This is a genomic window from Polynucleobacter sp. 15G-AUS-farblos (genome assembly GCF_018882445.1).
Lineage (GTDB): Bacteria > Pseudomonadota > Gammaproteobacteria > Burkholderiales > Burkholderiaceae > Polynucleobacter.
Genome location: NZ_JACVOM010000016.1, coordinates 1 through 717, shown reverse-complemented (window position 1 = coordinate 717; position 717 = coordinate 1). Strand labels below are relative to the sequence as shown.

Sequence of the window (717 nt, the reverse complement as noted above, 5' to 3'; positions counted from 1 at the left end):
GTCCTAAGTAACCCCTTGCTAAACCCATCCCCGCAATATAAAGCTCACCCACCACGCCAGTAGGCACCGGCTCTAAGTTGGCATCTAGAACATAGAGTTGGGTGTTCCAGATGGGGTAGCCAATGGGAATGGCCCCTTCATAAATCGTGTTGTGATCGACTTCAAATACTGCGCATCCAACCACTGATTCTGTTGGCCCATACTCATTAATGATCCGTGAATTAGGTGCATTTTTGGACCAAAATTCAACCATGGGATAAGTTAACTGCTCACCACCGACTACGAATACGCGAGCTTGTTTTGGTAGATCCTTGGGATCTAATAAATTGCGTAATGCATCTAAATGAATTGGTGTTAACTTGACTAAGGAAAAATCAGGACTCCTCACTAATTGTTTTGCTAAGCCTTCAATATCATTCTCGTCATCAAACACCTGAATGGTTTTGCCATTAATTAGCGGTAGCCAGAGACTTGTAATCGTGGCATCAAAGGCAATGGAGGTATTAATAGGGGCACCATTTCCATTAGCCGGACGATATTCATCATTTGCCCACTTAAGGTAATTATTTAATCCGCTATGAGAGATGGCTACCCCCTTAGGCTTACCAGTACTCCCAGAGGTATAGATCAGGTAGGCTAGGTTCAGTGGTAGCAGTGGCGCTACTAACTCACTGTCTTGTATTGGCGCAGCCGAGTAAGTCGCTAGCTCAGCTGCTT

General features: G+C 44.9%; 1 protein-coding gene. It reads right to left on the bottom strand.

Annotated elements, in window-relative coordinates:
* On the bottom strand, positions 1–717 hold a 717-nt coding region (locus ICN41_RS11205), incomplete at both ends, for an AMP-binding protein (protein ID WP_216293010.1).